A 15,251-nucleotide genomic window follows, 5' to 3' on the forward strand; every position below is an offset into this window, starting at 1 on the left:
TGCCCGCCAGCGATAAACGAATCTAAAAGGATTGCCCAGGTGAACGCCTGCACACGCTTGGCCCTCATCACCGCCGTCGCCCTGTCTGTAGGGGGTTGCGGCAAAATCGAAGCACTGTTCAAAGACGACAAGGGTGCGCCTGTCGCCGTGCCGGCCAAGGCCGACGGCAGCGTGGCCATGTTGCTGCCCGACTTTACCCAGCTGGTAGAGCGCGAAGGCCCAGCGGTAGTCAATATCCAGGCCATGCGTGCCGAAGCGCGCACCAGCCAGAGCGACAATCCCTACCCGGTACCGGAAGACGACCCGTTCTACGAATTCTTCCGTCGCTACATGCCCAACCCGAACCAGCAGCAGGAAACCCCGCAGCCTTCGGAAAGCGTGTCTTTCGGTAGCGGCTTCATCATCACCGATGACGGCTACATCCTCACCAACGCCCACGTCGTCACCGGCAGCAGCCAGATCAAGGTCATGCTCACCGACAAGCGTGAAATGCGCGCCAAGCTGGTAGGTCTGGACAAACGTACCGATGTGGCCGTACTGAAGATCGACGCGGCCAACCTGCCCACGGTCAAGACCGGCACGCCGGACGAGCTGAAGGTAGGCGAATGGGTAGCCGCCATCGGCGCGCCGTTCGGCTTTGAAAACACCGTCACCGCCGGCATCGTCTCGGCCAAAGGCCGCAGCCTGCCGGACGAAAGCTATGTGCCGTTCATCCAGACCGACGTGGCCATCAACCCGGGTAACTCCGGCGGCCCGCTGTTCAACCTGAAAGGCGAGGTAATCGGCATCAACTCGCAGATCTACAGCCGCAGCGGCGGTTTCATGGGGATCTCGTTTGCTATTCCTATCGACCTGGCGATGAAAGTAGCCGACCAGCTCAAAGCCAAAGGCAAAGTAAGCCGTGGCCAGCTGGGCGTGCATATCCAGGAAGTCTCGCAGGAGCTGGCGCAGTCCTTCGGGCTGGACCGTGCCCGTGGTGCGCTGGTGGTACGCGTGGAGCCATCCGGCCCTGCCAGCCGCGCCGGCGTGCAGATTGGTGACATCATCCTGCGCCTGAATGGCCAGAACGTGGAAAGCTCGCGCGACCTGCCGCGCATGGTGGGCGACCAGCCGCCAGGTGCGCAGATCAAGCTGGGCGTATGGCGCAAAGGCAAAGAGCAGAATATCGACGCCACCTTGGCCGAACTGGCCCCCGAGCAAGCCCAGGCCTCGCCGGAGCAAAGCCAGCCGGACGTGCCGCAAAGCTACCAGTTTGGCAAGCTGGGCCTGACACTGTCGGAGCTGAGCACCAGCGACAAGCAGGAGCTGGGCATTCGTGGCGGCCTGTTTGTACAAAAGGTACAGGGCCTGTCCGCCCGCGCCGGCCTGCAGCACGGTGACATCATCATTGGCCTGAACCAGGTAGAAGTCACCACGGTAAAAGGTTTCGAGAAAGCCCTGAACGACGCCCGCGGCAATATTGCCCTGCTGGTGAGACGTGGCGACAGCACGCTGTTTGTGCCGCTACGCATGAACTGATTTCCAGCCGCCGCCAGGCGGCTTTTTTACGCCGGTACGGTATGGCCGAATATACGGCCAGCCACACGGCGGCGCTTGAAACAAAGGAGAAACCATGAGCTTTCTGACAACCGACCTGTACGACGCCCACGAAGGCCGCGTAGCCGTACTCGAGCCCATGCTGAAAAGCTACGGTGGCAAGCCACGCTTTAGCGGCCAGATCGTTACCCTGAAGCTGTACGAAGACAACACCCTGGTACGCGAGATGCTGGCCGAGCCCGGCGCGGGCAAGGTGCTGGTGGTAGACGGTGGCGGCTCGAAACGTTGCGCCCTGCTGGGCGACCAGATTGCCGAGCTCGCGGTGAAGAACCAGTGGGAAGGCGTGGTGATCTACGGCTGCATTCGCGACTCGGTCGCCATCGGTGCGCTACCGCTAGGGGTACGTGCGCTGGATACCAACCCGAAAAAATCGGTAAAACGCAACGAAGGCACGCGCGGCCTGGTGCTGAATTTTGCCGGCGTAGACTTCACCCCTGGCCACTGGCTCTACGCCGACGAAGACGGCGTACTGCTCTCCCCTGTCGCCTTGCTCTGATAAGGCTGCGTCTGGCGGTGACGCGGGTGCGCGGGCAGCAGCGGGGATAGGCTGTCGCGCACCCACAGCAGCATCTGGTCGGCCCAGGTATGGTCTTCCGGTGCCAGCAGTTCGGGCTGATCCAGCGTGGCCGCCGTGATGTCGATCTCGTCCGGGGAGCCTTCGTGGCGGTAGCTCAGCGTGGTACCGCACTGCGGGCAAAAGCCACGCTTTACCCCCAGCGACGAATGGTACAAGCGCAACTCGCCCTGCCATTGCAGATCGATACTGCGTACGGTAAACCAGGTAACAAAGGGCGCGCCGCTAGCCTTGCGGCACGACGCGCAGTGGCAATGGGTGACATGGTAAGGTTGGCCGCGAAAGCGGTAACTTACCGCACCGCACAAGCATCGTCCCTGCATAGCCGCCACCTTTCCAGAAAAATCATCTACTTGGCACTATAGCCAAGCTGGCAGTACGGGAAAAGTGATGCAATGCAATAAAGTTGCACCCATAAAAAAAGACAGCCGCTGGCTGTCTTTTTTGCTTCGCTGCGGCCAACCTTAGGCAGGCTGAACCGGCGTTGCACCTTTTACTTCGGTGATGACGTTTTTCTCGTCGACAAACACCAGCTTGGGGCTGTGGCCGGCCAGCTCGCTGTCTTCATACGCCGCAAAGCTGGCGATGATCAGCAAGTCGCCGGGGGCAGCGCGGCGTGCGGCCGAGCCATTTACCGAAATGGTACCCGAGCCACGCTCGGCGCGGATGGCGTAGGTGGCAAAACGCTCGCCATTGGTCACGTTCCAGATCTGGATTTCTTCGTACTCGCGAATATCTGCCGCTTCCAGCAGGTTTTCGTCGATAGCGCACGAGCCGATGTAATGCAGCTCGGCATGGGTAGTGGTAACACGGTGAAGCTTGGATTTCAGCATGGAACGCTGCATGGTTTTTTCCTGTTACTGGCGCTGCTAGATCAGCGCGTTACTTCGATATTGTCGATCAGGCGGGTGCGGCCCAGACGGGCTGCGGCCAGTACAACCAGGCGCGGCTCGCCGGCGTGGGCTACTTCCAGCGTATCGGCCTGGCGCACCTCGATATAGTCCACACGCCAGCCGTGCGCGGCCAGGTCGTCGGCGGCGGCTTTTTCCAGCACGGCGTAACGGTTGTCACCGGCCAGTAGCGCATCGCGGATGGCAGACAGATGGCGGTACAGGCGCGGCGCCTCGGCGCGCTCTTCTGCGCTCAGGTAGCCATTGCGCGACGACAGCGCCAGGCCATCTTCGGCGCGGCCGGTGTCTACCGGCACGATCTCGATCGGCATGTTCAGGTCGTCCACCATCGCACGGATCACGTGCAGCTGCTGGAAGTCCTTCTTGCCGAAACAGGCTACGTCCGCCTGCACGATATTGAACAGCTTGCTTACCACGGTGGCCACGCCACGGAAGTGGCCGGGGCGGAAGGCGCCGCACAGCTCGTTCTGGATATGCGGCGGCTCTACGTTGAAGTCTTGCTTGATGCGCGGGTACAGCTCGCGCTCGTCGGGGAAGAACAGCACGTCCACACCGGCGGCTTCCAGCTTGGCGCAGTCGGCCTCGAAGGTGCGCGGGTAGGCGTCGAAGTCTTCGCCCTGGCCAAACTGCAGGCGGTTAACAAAAATGCTGACCACCACCTTGTCTGCATGCTGGCGGGCCGCTTCTACCAGGGCCAGATGGCCGGCGTGCAGGTTGCCCATAGTAGGGACAAAAGCCAGGCGGCCAGCGGTTTTGCGCCAGGCGCGCAGCTGGGCGATGCTACGAATGATTTGCATGGTACTCACTCAGTGAGGGCTCACGGCCCGGCGTTGCGGCACGGGCCCTGGCGTGTAACTCAGAAACAGTGCTCGGGAGCCGGGAAGCTGCCGTCCTTGACCGCGCTGACATAGGCACCGACGGCGCCCTGGATGCTTTGCGCCTCATCCATGAAGTTCTTCACGAAGCGGGCTTTCTTGCCCGGGAACACGCCCAGCACGTCGTGCAGCACCAATACCTGGCCGGATACATCCGGGCCGGCACCAATGCCGATAGTCGGCACGCTGATGCTCTCGGTAACGCGCTTGGCCAGCGCGGCAGGCACGCACTCCATCAGCACCATGCTGGCACCGGCTTCGGCCAGAATGCGCGCTTCCTCAACAATACGCTCGGCGTCGCTCTCGCTCTTGCCCTGTACCTTGTAGCCGCCAAAAGCGTTGACGAACTGCGGGGTAAGGCCGATATGGGCGCACACCGGCACGCCACGCTGCACCAGGAAGCGCACGGTTTCAGCCATGAAGGCACCGCCTTCGAGCTTCACCATGTGGGCACCCGCCTGCATCAGGCGTGCCGAGCTGGCAAAGGCTTGCGCCGGGCTTTCCTGATAGGCACCAAACGGCAGGTCGGCCAGAATCAGGGCGCGCTGGCTGCCGCGAGCCACACAGCGGGTGTGGTAGGCCATCTCGTCCATCGAGACCGGCAGGGTGGAACCTTCCCCGCGGATCACCATGCCCAGCGAATCGCCGATCAGCATGATATCTACCCCGGCGCTATCGAGCAGGCTGGCAAAGCTGGCGTCGTAGCAGGTCATCATGGCGATTTTTTGCCCCTCGGCCGCCATGCTGTGCAGGGTGTTAACGGTGACTTTCATGTCTTTTATCCTTGTTGCTTCTTCCGGTTGCGCGTTGTCCAGCTTGTGGCCGGGCGCGCCCAGGGCTTTATATGCCCTTGTTGAAGTAACTGCGCTGGCCACGCATCTCGCTGATGCAGCGCAACAATAGCCCGAAATCTTCTTCACCTTCAACCAGATCAAGATGGTCGGTGTTGACGATCAGGAGCGGAGCCGCCTCGTAGGCGTGAAAAAAGGTACTGTAGGCTTCGTGCATGCGCTGCACGTAGCCTTCCGGCATCGCAATCACTTCGCCAGCCGCGGCACGTGCGGCCAACCTTTTGCTGACGGTTTCGGGCGATGCCTGCAGGTAAATGACCAGGTCGGGTACCGGGTGTTCGGGCAGGAAGCGCTGCACGATGCGCTGGTACAGCGCCAGCTCGTCTTTATCCAGCGTCTGCGCCGCAAACATGGCGTCCTTGTCGAACAGGAAGTCGGACACCAAGGGCGCGGCCAGCATATCGCCGTGCAGCATGGCTTGCGCCGCGTCGGCGCGCTGCATCAGAAAGCTCAGCTGGGTAGAAAATGCGTGGTACGGCGGGTGGCGGTAAAAACGCTCCAGAAACGGGTTCTGCTCTGCGTCCTCCGCCAGTAGGCGGATTTGCCAATAGTCTGCCAGGCGCCGTGCCAGCAGGGATTTACCGCACGCTATCGGGCCTTCTACCACCACATATCGCAAATTCGACATAGCTAGCTCCTGTCTAAGCCAAACGTTTTACGCCCGCCGGGTCCAGGCCGGCAGCAATATCCGCCGCGGCACCGTGTACGCCCACCTGCATATCGGCGGCCATTTCCGCCAGCGGCAGCATCACGAATGCGCGCTGATGCATACGCGGGTGCGGCAGGGTCAGGAAGGCGGTGTCCAGCACTACGCCCTCCACCAGCAGCAGGTCCAGGTCCAGCACGCGCGGGGCGTTGCGGAAGGTGCGAACGCGGCCAAAAGCCTGCTCGACTTCCAGCAGTGCGGCCAACAGCGCCTGCGGCGCCAGCGTGGTTTCCACTTCGCACACGGCATTGATGAAATCCGGCTGGTCGGCATAACCTACCGGCGCCGTCTGATAGCAGGAAGAGCGACGCAGCAAAGCCACACCGGGCAGCGCTGCGATGGCAGCCAGCGCAGCCTCCACTTGCTGTACCGGGTTCTCCAGGTTACTGCCTAGCGCAATAACGGCACGGCTCACTCGGCACTACCTTCGGTGGGGCGGGCATTGGGTTTGCGACGACGGCGGCGCTTTTTGCGCTCGGCACTGTCGCCATTGGCAGCTGGCGGCGCATGGCGTGCTTCTTCTACCAGCAGCTGGCGGTCGGCGTGGTCGGCGTGCTGGAACTCGGCCCACCACTGCACCATCTCGCGTGGCACGTCGCCGACTTCGGCGCGCAGACAGTAGAAATCGAAAGCAGCACGGAAACGCGGCTGCTCCAGGAAACGGAACGGACGGGCGCCGTTGCGGTTGTCAAAGCGCGGCTGCAGCGCCCAGATTTCACGCATGGTGGCGGAGAAGCGGCGCGGGATGGCAAAGTCTTCATCCTGCAGCGATTCGACCTCGGCCATGGCTTCCATCAGCGCGGCAATGGATTTCTCGCCATCGGCCGTGCGTGCTTTCCAGCGGTTGTTTACCTGCGCCCACAGCAATGCGGCCAACATGAAGCCTACCGACACCGGCTTGTCGGCACGAATGCGCTCGTCGGTGCTGGCCAACGCCAGTTTGAGGAAAGCTTCGCCACCCTCTTCGTCCATCACCGCGTCCAGCAGCGGGAAAATACCGCGCGACAGGCCTTCGTCACGCAGCTTTTTGAGGCAAGCGTAGGCGTGGCCGGAGTGCAGCAGCTTGAGCAGCTCGTCAAAGAGCCGCGCAGGCGGCTCGTTTTTCAGCAGATGGGCGTGCGAGGCAATCGGCTTGCGCGTGTGTTCGTCGATCTCGAAACCCAGCTTGGCGGCCAGGCGCACGGCACGCAGCATGCGCACCGGGTCTTCCTGGTAGCGGCGGGCCGGCTGGCCGATCATCACCAGCTTTTTCGCCTGCAGGTCTTTTACCCCATGGTGATAGTCGATGATGGTTTCATCGGTGGGGTTATAGAACAGTGCATTTACAGTAAAGTCGCGGCGCAAGGCGTCTTCGGACTGGTTGCCGTAAGTGTTGTCCGCCATGATGCGGCCGGTTTCGTTGGTCTTGCCTACTTCACCACCGCGGAAGGTCGTCACCTCGATGGTTTCCGGCCCCATCATCACGTGCACTATACGGAAGCGCCGGCCGATAATGCGCGAGCGGCGGAATATATGGTGCACTTCTTCCGGCGTAGCGCTGGTGGCCACGTCAAAATCCTTGGGCGATACGCCCAGCAGCAAGTCGCGCACTGCCCCGCCTACCACAAAGGCACTGTGGCCGGATTCTTGCAGCCGCGATACCACACGCAAGGCAGCATGGCTGAGGGCATCGCGGCGCACGCCGTGCTGTGCCAGCGATAGCACACGCGGCTTGGGTTTGTTGCGGCCGATGCCGGTTGGCAGGTCGAAAACGCGGCTGATCAGTTTGCGAATCATCAGGAACAGTATCTGGAAGAAGGTGGGAGGCAGCGGTCGCTAGCCGGATTCAAGCGGGGGATTATAGCCCGATATTCTGCGCATTCTCCAGCATTGTGCCAAGACGGCACTTGACAGTCTCGATAGACTGCTCTAATTTTGAGCCTGCGCCGATTTGTTACTGCTTGCGGGGCGCCCGATAAATACCAGCTAAAGCGTGCAGATCACCCGCTGACCGCTTTATTGCTGCAGCGGGTTTTTCTTTGGCAGGCAGCCAGGCCACACTACCGTTTTACGCGCCGAGTTAATCGACAACTTGCAGGGCGCTTTCGAAATTCTGCTAAAGCGTCGCTCGGCCAGCCGGGCGCGCAACACGCTACGGAGACTGCCATGTACGACTGCCAAGAAGACCGCTACACCGATTTTGCCATCACACCGCGCTGCAACGCCCCCGCCCTGAGCGGCTCGCTCACGGCCAACGCCACCCCCGACACACGCCACAAACTTACCGAGCTGGCCGCCTACGCCACCGAGCGCGGGCTGGATATCACCCTGCAGCAAGGCACACTGGCCATCCACGCCCTCAGCCTGACCGAAGCGCTCAATATCAACGCGCGCTTCGGCCACGACTTGCTGATCAGCTGCCATCTGCGCCGCGACCCGCCAGCGCGCTTTGGCTGACACAGCGTTCGCAAGGTTGGCCGCACGGCCCGGGGCGGCACCCGTATAATGCCGCCTTTACTCTTACCCGTTAGCACCTTGCATGCTGTTTGATCTGAACCGAACCCCCGCCGCAACGCTGCGGCAGGAAGCCCACACCCTGGGCAAGCTGGCGCTGCCAATGATGGTGGCACAGATTGCCCAGGTAGCCACCGGCTTTGTCGATACCGTGATGGCGGGCCACGTCAGTACCGATGACCTGGCGGCGGTATCGCTGGGCTCCAGCGTATTCATTACCGTGTACGTCACGCTGATGGGCATCGCCTCGGCCATGAACCCCATCCTGTCGCAGCAAGTTGGCCGCGGCGATACGCACCAGATCGGCGCCACCGCGCGCCAGGGCTTGTGGTTTGGCCTGATACTGGGCGTGCTGGGCATGCTGCTGATGCTGGCTATCCAGCCGCTGCTGCGTCTGTGGCTGGACTTGCCCGCCAGCGTAGAAGACAAGGCCATGCTGTTCATTACCGGTAGCGCCATGGGCATGCCGGCGGCCATTCTGCACCGTGCGCTGTACGCCTTCAGCTCCAGCCTGAACCATACCCGCCCCATCATGCTGGTCAGCATCTGCGGCCTGCTGCTCAATATCCCGCTGAACTACGCGCTGATCCACGGCCTGGCCGGCCTGCCCGCACTAGGCGGGGCCGGCTGCGGCTGGGCAACCGGCATGGTGATGTGGTTTAACGCCGCCGCGCTGTTTGCCGTCATCAAATACCAGCAGGCATACCAGCCTTACGGCCTGACCGGCGGCTTCAGTTGGCCGCAGTGGCAGCGCTTTCCTGCCTTTATCAAGCTGGGGCTGCCTATCGGCTTGTCCTTTTTTGTGGAAGTCAGCCTGTTTTCCTTTATTGCGCTACTGGTGGCCAAGCTGGGCACCACGGTAGTAGCTACCCATCAGGCGGTGCTGAATTTTTCCAGCGTGATTTACATGATTCCGCAAAGCATCGGCGTAGCACTCACCATCCGCGTGGGGCAGCGCGTGGGTGCGGGCGATTACCGCGGTGCACGCACCGTATGCGGCGTGGGCCTGGCCATGGGCGTGGCGCTGGCCTGCCTCACCATGGTATGGGTACTACTGGGGCGCGAAGGCATCATGCGTACCTATAGTAGCGACCCGGCGGTGATTACCCTGGGCATGTCGCTGATGCTGTTTGCCGCCTTCTACCAGCTGACCGACGCCATGCAGACCATCGCCTCGGCCGCGCTGCGCGGCTACAAGATCACCACCATGCCCATGGTGATTCATATCGTATCGTTCTGGCTGGTCGGCCTGGGGCTGGGGGCGCTGCTGGGTCTAAGCCACCTGCCACTACCCGGCCTGAGCCTGCCCATGGGCGTGCATGGCTTCTGGCTGGCACTGGTGATCAGCCTGAGCCTGGCCGGCCTGCTGCTGGTAAGCTATCTATCGCGCGAGAGCCGCCGCCGGCTGCACCGTCAAACTGCCTGAAAGAACACCGTGACACCTGTTATTTATCGCGAACAACCCATCCGCGCATTCAACACCTTCGGCATGAACGTTAAAGCCGCCTTTTTCAGCCAGCTCACCGACCTGGCCCAGCTGCCCATCCTGCTGGCACAGCCGGTGGTACAACAAGGCCCGCTGCTGTGGCTGGGCGGCGGCAGCAATATGCTGTTCACCCAGGACTTCGAGGGCGTCATCATCCAGAACTGCCTGAAAGGCGTGCAGCTTATCTCTGAAGATGCGCAGCACGTACTGGTGCAGGCTGCCGGCGGCGAGGTATGGCACGACTTTGTGCAATACACCTTGCAGCAAGGCTGGAGCGGCCTGGAAAACCTCAGCCTGATCCCCGGCACTGTGGGCGCCAGCCCTATCCAGAACATCGGCGCGTATGGTGTAGAAGTCAAAGACCTGATTCACGAAGTGGTATGCGCCGACCTGGCTACCGGTGGCAGCGAGGTGGTACTGAGCAATGCAGACTGCCACTTTGCCTACCGTGACAGTATCTTCAAACAGGCGCTGGCCGGGCGCTACCTGGTGACGGCGGTACGTTTCCGTCTGAACAAAACCTTCCAGCCACGCATCGGTTACGGCGACATCAGCAAGGCCCTGGCCGCTATGGGCTGCGCCGACGAACCGACGGCACAGCAAGTCAGCCAGGCCGTCATCAGCATCCGCCAGAGCAAGCTCCCCGACCCTGCGGTACTGGGCAACGCCGGCAGCTTCTTCAAGAACCCCATCGTGCCGCGCGAGCTGGCCGACACCCTGCTGGCGCAGCACCCCACCCTGCCGCACTACCCGCAAGCCGATGGCAATGTGAAGTTGGCCGCAGGCTGGCTGATAGAACAAGCCGGCCTGAAGGGCTACCGTGACGGTGATGCTGCCGTGCACGACAAGCAGGCATTGGTGCTGGTGAACCACGGCCAGGCCAGCGGCGCGCAGATGTGGGCACTAGCTAGCAAGGTGCGCCAGACAGTTTACCAGCAATACGGCGTGGTACTGGACCCAGAGCCCATCGTGCTGTAAGCCTACACAAGAAAAAGCGGCCAACCTTACCCACAAGGTTGGCCGCTTTGCTATCCAGACCCACCTTACAACAAGTGCGCCGAGGCCAGGAACAGGTAAATCACCGCCGCGTAGCCCACCAGCCAGGATAAGGAACGCAGGCCGGGCTTATCGGCCAGATAGCACGCGCCATAGGCCACGCGTGCCAGCAAGAATACGGCGGCTGCCGCATCCATCTTACCCTGCGGCACCAGGTTCAGAAACGCCACCACCACCGCTGCGGCAAACACCGGGAAAGCCTCCCAGCTGTTTTGCTGCGCCCAGTGCGCGCGCAAACGCCAGCCGGTCAGCGCCGCCTGCGCGGCACGCGGGGCGTGGTTGTTCATACCGCCAGACTTGGACAAGGCAGCAAACAGCAAGGGCAATACGGCGGCAATCAACACCGCCCAGAAAGCAAACTGCATGGCAGGCTCCTAGTTCACCAGATAACGCCGGTCATCAAACGTGGCCACCCATTGCGGCCGGTACACAATCAGTATCGCGATTACCAGGCCGCTGGTAAACGCCTCGGACCACGCCAGTAAAAAGTAAAAGGGCAACACTTCGCCCAGCAAATGATCTACCGGATACACCCCCGCCAACCCCAGCGCCAGCAAACCGGCGGCTGCGGCCAACAGCAAGCTTGCCGCCCCCGCCAGAAAAGCATTTACGAATACGTAAACAAACAGGTTCGGCGCCAGCCGCTGCCGCGCCCAGTGCAGCACGGCGGTCGTCAGCAACACCGCCGGCACATAGCTCAGCAACACATTCAGGCCAATGGCCAATGGGTCCATCAGCTCGGCCGCCACCAGCACCGCCTGCACCAGCGATAGCGCCAACAACGCCAGCCACGGCCCGGCTAGCAGGGTAAACACCGTCGCCCCCAGCAAATGAAACGATAAGCCAGGCTGCAAACCCGCCTTGGCCAGCGTAAACCCCATCAGCACGACACAAGCCCCGCACCAGGCAGACACCGCCTGCGCAGGCAAAGCGCGCCACGCCACGCGCCTGGCACATAGCAGCAGCATGGCCAGCCACAGGCTATTAGCCCCCCACACCCAGGGCAGCGCAAACTGCCCGGCCAGAAAATTCATGCTTACTCCATTTTGCTCAGCGATATACCGGTCATCATAACAAAGCCCGCCACCGCCACAAAAACCCCAGCCTGGCACAATCAGGTAAAATGCGGCCAACCTTATAACGGATGACTGTCATGTTTAGCTTGCCTGCCCCCCACCATATTGCCAACCTGATCAGCCAGGCGCTGGCAGAAGACATTGGCCAACAGGACTGGACTGCGCTGCTGATCGACGCAGACAGCCAGGGCAAGGCATCGGTGATAGCACGCGAGGCCGCCACCGTGTGCGGGCAAGCCTGGTTCGACGAAGCGTTTCGCCAGGTAGATGCACGCTGCCAGGTAAGCTGGCAAGTCGCCGAAGGCCAGCAAGTTGCCGCCAATACCGTGCTATGCCACGTCAGCGGCCCTGCCCGTGCACTGCTTACCGCCGAGCGCACCGCGCTGAACCTGCTGCAAACCCTGTCTGCCGTGGCCACCGAGACCCAACGCTACAGCGAGTTGGTCGCTGGTACCCGCGCCCGCATTCTGGATACCCGCAAAACGCTGCCCGGCATGCGCTTGGCGCAGAAATATGCGGTGACCGTTGGCGGCGGCGTCAACCAGCGCATCGGCCTGTACGACGGCATCCTGATCAAGGAAAACCACATCATGGCCGCCGGCAGCATCACGCAGGCGCTGCAACGCGCACGTGAGCTGGCCCCGCCGCAAGTTAGCATTCAGGTGGAAGTAGAAACCCTCGCCGAGCTGAACGAAGCCTTGGCCGCAGGCTGCACGCTGATACTGCTGGACAATATGTCGCTGGACGACATGCGCGAGGCGGTGCGCCTCAGCGCAGGCCGCGCCCTGCTGGAAGCTTCCGGCGGCGTAGATTTCAGCACCGTGCGCGCTATTGCCGAAACCGGCGTAGACCGCATCTCCATCGGCAAGCTCACCAAGGACGTGCGCGCCATCGACCTGTCGATGCGCTTTAGCCAGGCCTGAGCCACGGCACCACCAAGCTCCGGCACAAAACAAAACCGGCCATATGGCCGGTTTTCTTATGCAAGCTCACGGTCGTGGGCTAGTGCCAAACGCCGCAGCATGGCTGCCGTTGCCCCCCAGACATAGTACTTGCCGTGCGTCAGCGAATAATAGTGACCGCGATAGCCATCGCGCTCGTAATGATGGCGCTCGTATTGCCGCGTATCCAGCGCCAGCGATAAGGGCAAGGTAAACACCTCGTCCACCTCGTCGGGCGATGGCCGGAACACCACCGGCTGCGTGAGCACCCCCAGCACAGGCGTGACGGCATAGCCGGTAATGGTTTGATACTGCCCCATCTGCGCCACCACACGCACGGCACTGGCAGGCAGGCCTATCTCCTCCTCCGCCTCGCGCAGCGCCGCCATGGCTGCATTGGCGTCCCCTTCTTCCAGCCGCCCGCCAGGAAAGCTGATCTGCCCGGCATGGCTACGCAAGTGCGCGGTACGGCGCGTCAGGACGACATGCCAGCCATCGGGCTGCCATAACACCAGAATCAGCACCGCCGCCGGCTTGCTACCCACATCTCGGGGCAACAGCCCTTCTGCATCATCCGCTAGCGGCACACGCGATAGCCTGGCCAGCAATGCGGCCAACTCCTCCTCACCCCGGGCATGCAACATGGCTTAGCCTCTTTTTTTACTTGAACCAATCTTGGGCAGCGACAACTCGCCCCAGTGCGCCACCAGACGCAATGCCACACCGGAGACAAAAACCAGCTGCACCGCCAGAATATGATCCCACCCCAAGGTGGCCAGCACGTATAGCGCCACAGCCACCACAATGGACACCGTGCCGTAAAAATCTTTATGCAGGATGAACGGTACATCATTCACCATCATGTCCCGCACGATACCGCCACCTACGGCAGTCACAAAACCGAGCAGGATCACACCAAACGCATTGATGTGGTACTCCACTCCCAATTTAGCCCCTGCCAGGCTGAACGCAACCAGCCCTATCGAATCCGCCACGATAAACAGCGTGGCCAGCAGCTCGTGCTCGCGCTTATGCAAGCGCGATGCCATAGCTACCAGCAAGGTGATCGCAATAATGATCAGGTTGGTGTTATCCAGAAACACCTGCGGCATGCGGCCAACCAGCACATCCCGTATCACCCCGCCACCAATGGCCGTAAGCAGAGTCACGATGATAATACCCAGCAAATCCAGGTGCTTACGCACGCCCAGCAAATAGCCCGACACCGCAAAGGCTACCGTGCCGATTACCGAGTAACCGTCAAAATCCAGTAAATAATCCAGCATACAAATCGCCATGAAAAACGCCAGACCGCATGGCCTGGCGTTGTGTACTTTGCCTGATGGTACGCTTAGCGACGCATCGAATCAAAGAAGGCCAAGTTCGACTTGGTCGCGCGCAGCTTGTCCAGCATGAACTCCATCGCCTCCAGGTCGTCCATCGGGTACAGCAGCTTGCGCAGCACCCAGATACGCTGCAGCTGCTCTTGCGGAATCAGCAGCTCTTCGCGGCGGGTACCCGAGCGGTTGATGTTGATCGCCGGGAAGATACGTTTTTCGGCCATACGGCGATCCAGATGGATCTCCATATTACCGGTACCCTTGAACTCTTCGTAGATCACGTCATCCATACGCGAGCCGGTATCCACCAGGGCTGTCGCGATGATGGTCAGCGAGCCGCCTTCTTCGATATTACGTGCGGCACCGAAGAAGCGCTTGGGGCGCTGTAGCGCGTTGGAATCCACACCACCGGTCAACACCTTGCCGGAAGCCGGAATCACGGTGTTGTAGGCGCGGGCCAGACGGGTGATGGAATCCAGCAGGATCACCACGTCCTTTTTGTGCTCGACCAGGCGCTTGGCCTTCTCGATCACCATTTCGGCTACTTGCACATGGCGGGTAGCCGGCTCGTCAAATGTAGACGACACCACCTCGCCGCGTACCGAACGCTGCATCTCGGTCACTTCTTCCGGACGCTCGTCGATCAGCAGCACAATCATTTCCACTTCCGGATGGTTGGTAGTGATGGCATGGGCAATATGCTTCAGCATCACCGTCTTACCGGACTTGGGCGGTGCCACCAGCAAGCCACGCTGACCTTTGCCGATAGGGGCAATCAGGTCGATCAGGCGACTGGTAACATTTTCCTCAGCCTTGATATCACGTTCAAGGTGCAGACGCTCGGTCGGGAACAGCGGCGTCAGGTTCTCGAACAGGATCTTGTGCTTGGCCTGCTCCGGCGGGCCACCATTCACCTTGTCTACCTTCACCAGGGCAAAGTAGCGCTCGCCTTCTTTAGGCGTACGGATCTCGCCTTCGATGGTGTCGCCGGTATGCAGGTTAAAACGGCGAATCTGGGACGGGCTGACGTAAATATCATCCGGGCCTGCCAGGTATGACGAATCGGGGCTACGCAGGAAGCCAAAGCCATCCGGCAACACCTCCAGGGTACCTTCGCCAAAAATACTTTCACCCTTTTTCGCCTGGTTTTTCAGCAGCGCGAAAATCAGGTCCTGCTTGCGCAGGCGGTTGGCGCCATCAATCTCGTTGGAAATAGCCATTTCCACGAGTTCGCTAACATGTTGGCGCTTTAGATCAGATAGATGCATATGTGTACGGTCAGCCTAAGAATGTAACAAGGCGGCAAAGAGCACCGAGACTGAGGAAATAAAGAAGGGAAATATGAA

The 15,251-nt window shown here is 61.1% G+C and carries 18 protein-coding genes; 6 read left to right on the top strand and 12 right to left on the bottom strand.

All coding sequences use genetic code 11. From position 1 onward, the window contains the following. The first annotated feature begins 39 nt into the window (after positions 1–39). Entirely contained in the window at positions 40–1,518 is a 1,479-nt protein-coding gene (locus LCH97_RS05945) for a DegQ family serine endoprotease (protein ID WP_227304034.1), read from the top strand. 94 nt (positions 1,519–1,612) lie between these two features. Continuing rightward, positions 1,613–2,092, top strand: coding sequence for a ribonuclease E activity regulator RraA (rraA, locus tag LCH97_RS05950; protein ID WP_227304035.1), 480 nt, complete (start codon positions 1,613–1,615; stop codon positions 2,090–2,092). On the opposite strand, the gene LCH97_RS05955 is transcribed toward rraA, so the two are convergent. From LCH97_RS05955 to pcnB, 7 genes are all read right to left on the bottom strand, one after another. Continuing rightward, entirely contained in the window at positions 2,044–2,493 is a 450-nt protein-coding gene (locus tag LCH97_RS05955; RefSeq protein ID WP_227304036.1) for a GFA family protein, read from the bottom strand. The genes rraA and LCH97_RS05955 overlap by 49 nt on opposite strands. A 141-nt stretch (positions 2,494–2,634) precedes the next feature. Next, positions 2,635–3,015, bottom strand: a complete 381-nt coding sequence (panD, locus tag LCH97_RS05960) for an aspartate 1-decarboxylase (RefSeq protein WP_017509304.1) — start codon at positions 3,013–3,015, stop codon at positions 2,635–2,637. Positions 3,016–3,044: 29 nt separating this feature from the next. Continuing rightward, positions 3,045–3,878, bottom strand: a complete 834-nt coding sequence (gene panC / locus LCH97_RS05965) for a pantoate--beta-alanine ligase (RefSeq protein ID WP_017509303.1) — start codon at positions 3,876–3,878, stop codon at positions 3,045–3,047. A 59-nt stretch (positions 3,879–3,937) separates the two neighbouring features. Further along, entirely contained in the window at positions 3,938–4,729 is a 792-nt protein-coding gene (panB, locus tag LCH97_RS05970) for a 3-methyl-2-oxobutanoate hydroxymethyltransferase (RefSeq protein ID WP_227304038.1), read from the bottom strand. A 67-nt stretch (positions 4,730–4,796) separates the two neighbouring features. Continuing rightward, positions 4,797–5,435: a deoxynucleoside kinase gene (locus LCH97_RS05975; RefSeq protein WP_026108019.1), complete on the bottom strand. Its 639-nt coding sequence runs from the start codon at positions 5,433–5,435 to the stop codon at positions 4,797–4,799. Between the two features lie 13 nt (positions 5,436–5,448). Further along, positions 5,449–5,928 carry a 2-amino-4-hydroxy-6-hydroxymethyldihydropteridine diphosphokinase gene (gene folK / locus LCH97_RS05980; RefSeq protein WP_227304040.1) on the bottom strand — a complete coding sequence of 160 codons (480 nt, stop codon included), beginning with the start codon at positions 5,926–5,928 and terminating at the stop codon, positions 5,449–5,451. Beyond that, complete coding sequence (gene pcnB / locus LCH97_RS05985; RefSeq protein ID WP_227304042.1) at positions 5,925–7,289, bottom strand: polynucleotide adenylyltransferase PcnB; 1,365 nt, start codon at positions 7,287–7,289, stop codon at positions 5,925–5,927. The genes folK and pcnB overlap by 4 nt, the downstream gene beginning before the upstream one ends. A 369-nt stretch (positions 7,290–7,658) precedes the next feature. Between pcnB and LCH97_RS05990 the strand changes: the two genes are divergently transcribed. From LCH97_RS05990 to murB, 3 genes are all read left to right on the top strand, one after another. Beyond that, positions 7,659–7,949, top strand: a complete 291-nt coding sequence (locus tag LCH97_RS05990) for a hypothetical protein (RefSeq protein WP_227304044.1) — start codon at positions 7,659–7,661, stop codon at positions 7,947–7,949. 82 nt (positions 7,950–8,031) lie between these two features. Beyond that, positions 8,032–9,432 (top strand): MATE family efflux transporter, encoded by a 1,401-nt coding sequence (locus LCH97_RS05995; protein WP_227304046.1) that lies wholly within the window; start codon positions 8,032–8,034, stop codon positions 9,430–9,432. A gap of 63 nt (positions 9,433–9,495) precedes the next feature. After that, positions 9,496–10,470 carry a UDP-N-acetylmuramate dehydrogenase gene (gene murB, locus LCH97_RS06000; protein WP_255619331.1) on the top strand — a complete coding sequence of 325 codons (975 nt, stop codon included), beginning with the start codon at positions 9,496–9,498 and terminating at the stop codon, positions 10,468–10,470. A gap of 65 nt (positions 10,471–10,535) precedes the next feature. On the opposite strand, the gene LCH97_RS06005 is transcribed toward murB, so the two are convergent. Together LCH97_RS06005 and LCH97_RS06010 are read right to left on the bottom strand one after the other, a co-directional pair. Continuing rightward, positions 10,536–10,913, bottom strand: a complete 378-nt coding sequence (locus LCH97_RS06005; protein WP_227304050.1) for an MAPEG family protein — start codon at positions 10,911–10,913, stop codon at positions 10,536–10,538. A 9-nt stretch (positions 10,914–10,922) separates the two neighbouring features. Beyond that, the gene (locus tag LCH97_RS06010; protein WP_227304052.1) at positions 10,923–11,582 is read right to left on the bottom strand and encodes an energy-coupling factor ABC transporter permease; all 660 of its coding nucleotides are present in this window, start codon (positions 11,580–11,582) and stop codon (positions 10,923–10,925) included. Between the two features lie 119 nt (positions 11,583–11,701). On the opposite strand from LCH97_RS06010, the gene nadC reads away from it, so the two are divergent. Beyond that, a complete protein-coding gene (gene nadC / locus LCH97_RS06015; protein ID WP_227304054.1) occupies positions 11,702–12,547 on the top strand; it encodes a carboxylating nicotinate-nucleotide diphosphorylase in 846 nt (281 codons plus the stop codon). A gap of 56 nt (positions 12,548–12,603) precedes the next feature. Here nadC and LCH97_RS06020 read toward each other — a convergent pair whose 3' ends face one another. The 3 genes from LCH97_RS06020 to rho form a co-directional block, all read right to left on the bottom strand. Next, the gene (locus tag LCH97_RS06020; protein ID WP_227304056.1) at positions 12,604–13,209 is read right to left on the bottom strand and encodes a CoA pyrophosphatase; all 606 of its coding nucleotides are present in this window, start codon (positions 13,207–13,209) and stop codon (positions 12,604–12,606) included. A gap of 3 nt (positions 13,210–13,212) precedes the next feature. Beyond that, entirely contained in the window at positions 13,213–13,851 is a 639-nt protein-coding gene (locus LCH97_RS06025) for a trimeric intracellular cation channel family protein (RefSeq protein ID WP_227304059.1), read from the bottom strand. Between the two features lie 65 nt (positions 13,852–13,916). Next, positions 13,917–15,173, bottom strand: coding sequence for a transcription termination factor Rho (rho, locus tag LCH97_RS06030; RefSeq protein ID WP_026108016.1), 1,257 nt, complete (start codon positions 15,171–15,173; stop codon positions 13,917–13,919). Positions 15,174–15,251: the final 78 nt, after the last annotated feature.

Source organism: Vogesella sp. XCS3 (assembly GCF_020616155.1).
In the GTDB taxonomy this organism is placed as follows: Bacteria; Pseudomonadota; Gammaproteobacteria; order Burkholderiales; family Chromobacteriaceae; genus Vogesella.

Excerpts from the sequence above, each read along its gene's own strand:
- LCH97_RS05955 (WP_227304036.1), bottom strand. The coding sequence starts at position 2,493 with ATGCAGGGACGATGCTTGTGCGGTGCGGTAAGTTACCGCTTTCGCGGC.
- panB (WP_227304038.1), bottom strand. The coding sequence starts at position 4,729 with ATGAAAGTCACCGTTAACACCCTGCACAGCATGGCGGCCGAGGGGCAA.
- nadC (WP_227304054.1), top strand. The coding sequence starts at position 11,702 with ATGTTTAGCTTGCCTGCCCCCCACCATATTGCCAACCTGATCAGCCAG.
- LCH97_RS05995 (WP_227304046.1), top strand. The coding sequence starts at position 8,032 with ATGCTGTTTGATCTGAACCGAACCCCCGCCGCAACGCTGCGGCAGGAA.
- rraA (WP_227304035.1), top strand. The coding sequence starts at position 1,613 with ATGAGCTTTCTGACAACCGACCTGTACGACGCCCACGAAGGCCGCGTA.
- LCH97_RS05990 (WP_227304044.1), top strand. The coding sequence starts at position 7,659 with ATGTACGACTGCCAAGAAGACCGCTACACCGATTTTGCCATCACACCG.
- murB (WP_255619331.1), top strand. The coding sequence starts at position 9,496 with ATGAACGTTAAAGCCGCCTTTTTCAGCCAGCTCACCGACCTGGCCCAG.
- panD (WP_017509304.1), bottom strand. The coding sequence starts at position 3,015 with ATGCAGCGTTCCATGCTGAAATCCAAGCTTCACCGTGTTACCACTACC.
- LCH97_RS06005 (WP_227304050.1), bottom strand. The coding sequence starts at position 10,913 with ATGCAGTTTGCTTTCTGGGCGGTGTTGATTGCCGCCGTATTGCCCTTG.
- LCH97_RS06025 (WP_227304059.1), bottom strand. The coding sequence starts at position 13,851 with ATGCTGGATTATTTACTGGATTTTGACGGTTACTCGGTAATCGGCACG.
- LCH97_RS05975 (WP_026108019.1), bottom strand. The coding sequence starts at position 5,435 with ATGTCGAATTTGCGATATGTGGTGGTAGAAGGCCCGATAGCGTGCGGT.
- LCH97_RS06010 (WP_227304052.1), bottom strand. The coding sequence starts at position 11,582 with ATGAATTTTCTGGCCGGGCAGTTTGCGCTGCCCTGGGTGTGGGGGGCT.
- panC (WP_017509303.1), bottom strand. The coding sequence starts at position 3,878 with ATGCAAATCATTCGTAGCATCGCCCAGCTGCGCGCCTGGCGCAAAACC.
- rho (WP_026108016.1), bottom strand. The coding sequence starts at position 15,173 with ATGCATCTATCTGATCTAAAGCGCCAACATGTTAGCGAACTCGTGGAA.
- pcnB (WP_227304042.1), bottom strand. The coding sequence starts at position 7,289 with ATGATTCGCAAACTGATCAGCCGCGTTTTCGACCTGCCAACCGGCATC.
- LCH97_RS06020 (WP_227304056.1), bottom strand. The coding sequence starts at position 13,209 with ATGTTGCATGCCCGGGGTGAGGAGGAGTTGGCCGCATTGCTGGCCAGG.